Origin of the sequence: Streptomyces sp. UW30, assembly GCF_008042075.1 — a bacterium.
In the GTDB taxonomy this organism is placed as follows: Bacteria; Actinomycetota; Actinomycetes; order Streptomycetales; family Streptomycetaceae; genus Streptomyces.
Genome location: NZ_RDBN01000161.1, coordinates 1 through 2,204, shown reverse-complemented (window position 1 = coordinate 2,204; position 2,204 = coordinate 1). Strand labels below are relative to the sequence as shown.

The following is a 2,204-nucleotide window of genomic DNA, read 5'->3' as shown; positions in this document are numbered from 1 at the left end:
CATCTCCGCGCGGGGGGGCAGGTTCGCGCACCAGGCGGGCGTCCTTCCCCTGCTGTCCCATGCCTTGCAGATGACCTGGCAGCGTGGCAGCGGCAGGGAGATGACGGTAGCGAACTACCAGGCGGTCGGCGGCGTCGAGGGCGCCTTGCGGGTGACAGCCGAGGAGATCTACACCGGCCTGTCAGGCGGCCAGAAGGCCGTCGCACGAAAGATGTTCTTGCATCTTGTGCACGTCTCGCCCTCTGGAGCGGCCACCCGCCGCCAGATCACGCTGATGGAGCTGTTCTCCGACATCAACTGTGAGGAGAGCGAGGCGGAGGAGGTGCTGGACCGGTTCGTGGAGGGTCGCTTGCTGACTCTCGACGAGGTCACCGTAGAGATCACTCACGAAGCGCTGATGGCCGCCTGGCCTGAACTGCGTCGGTGGCTCGAAGCCGACCACAGCAGCCGTCTGGTCGCGCAGCAGGTGGCGGCCGATGCCCGGCACTGGGACGACGAGAGGCGGCCCAGTGCCCATCTCTACTTCGCGACCCGTCTCCAGGCCGCCCGGGATTGGRGTGCGCACTATCCGGCGGACGTAGGCAAGTTGGCGCGCGCGTTCATCGATGCGTCCGTCAGACAGTCGCAGAAGAAGGCACGACTGCTGTGGACGACGATTGTCGTGCTGGCTGYCTTGGTCTTGGCGGTGGGCACGTTGGCTGGCCTGGTGTACGACCAGGCTGGCAATCTCAGGCAGCAACGTGATGAGGCGCAGTCACGGACGCTGGCCAGCCAGTCGAGCATCTTGCGCACGAAGGACGTCAACCTCGCGCGCCAGTTGGCGCTGGCTGCCTACCGCATCTCCCCTACCACCGAGGCCCGCTCGGCACTGATCGAAGCAACAGCGCTTCCGCCGGCTGTACGCATGCTGGGTGGTCGGGATGCCGGCCTCATGTATGCGGTCGGGATGCATCCCGGCGGAGCCGTGGCCGCGGCAGCGGTGGAGAACACCGTGCGGCTGTGGGACCTGTCCGAGCCTGGCCACCCCAAAGCGCTGTCTGAACCGGCCGAGGTCGTCTGCCGGAAGATCTATGCGCTGGCGTTCTCCCCCAACGGGAACCTCCTCGCCGCGTCCTGCGCGGATGGCAGCATCCACCTGTGGGACACCCGTCGTCCGACAGAGCCCCGCCCGCTACGGTCTCTCACGTCGCTCGGCGCGAAGGTCTACTCGGTGGCCTTCAGTCCGGACAGCAGTTTGATGGCTGCAGCCATCGCAGAACCGGAGGCAGACGGTGTCGCGCCCGGCAGCGTGCGGCTGTGGAGGGTGAAGGGCCTCTCGGTGAGGGCCCTGGGCAAGACCGTACGCGTCAACGACGATGCGCCGACGAAATCCGTGTCCATTCGCCCGGGCAWCAAACAGCTGGCGGTGGGCGCCGAGGACGGAAGAGTGCAGCTGTGGGACATCAGCAACCCCGCCCGGCCGGCCGACCCGATCTCCGTCCCCGCAACCACGAAGGCGATCGGCCACCTGGCCTTCAGTCCCGACGGCCGGCTGCTCGCGGTCGGCGGCGCCGACAACCTGGTCCACCTCTGGTCGACAGGCGACGTCCGCCGCCCGAGCCGGGCGGGCAAGGCGATCAGCGGCGCGGCCACCTACGTCAACGCGGTCGCCTTCTCCCCCGATGGCACCACACTCGCGATCGCCAGCTCGGACAGCAACAAGGGACTGCGTCTGATTGACATCGCCAGCCGCCGCACATTGGCCACGCTGCCGCACCCCGCCCCCGTCACCTCCGTCAGGTTCAGCCCCGACGGCACGAGCATGATCACTGGGGCGAACGACGGCATCGCCCGTCTGTGGCCGGTGGCCTCCCCCCAAGTGGAGGGCATGACCTACACCGTCAGCGCAGCGCGCTTCAGCCCTGATGGGCGGAAGCTGGCTCTGGGCAGCAGTGACCTGCAGCTCCTGGAAGTCAGCAACCCGCAAGCACCGCGCCGGCTCGGGCCCGCCTGGTTCAGCCCCGACGGCACGAGCATGATCACTGGGGCGAACGACGGCATCGCCCGTCTGTGGCCGGTGGCCTCCCCCCAAGTGGAGGGCATGACCTACACCGTCAGCGCAGCGCGCTTCAGCCCTGATGGGCGGAAGCTGGCTCTGGGCAGCAGTGACCTGCAGCTCCTGGAAGTCAGCAACCCGCAAGCACCGCGCCGGCTCGGGCCCGCCT

The 2,204-nt window shown here is 68.2% G+C and carries 1 protein-coding gene; it reads left to right on the top strand.

The window, feature by feature from the left end:
* Nucleotides 1-70: 70 nt before the first annotated feature.
* A partial coding sequence (locus tag EAO75_RS45185; protein WP_148000928.1) for a WD40 repeat domain-containing protein occupies nt 71-2,204 on the top strand: 2,134 nt, incomplete at its 3' end.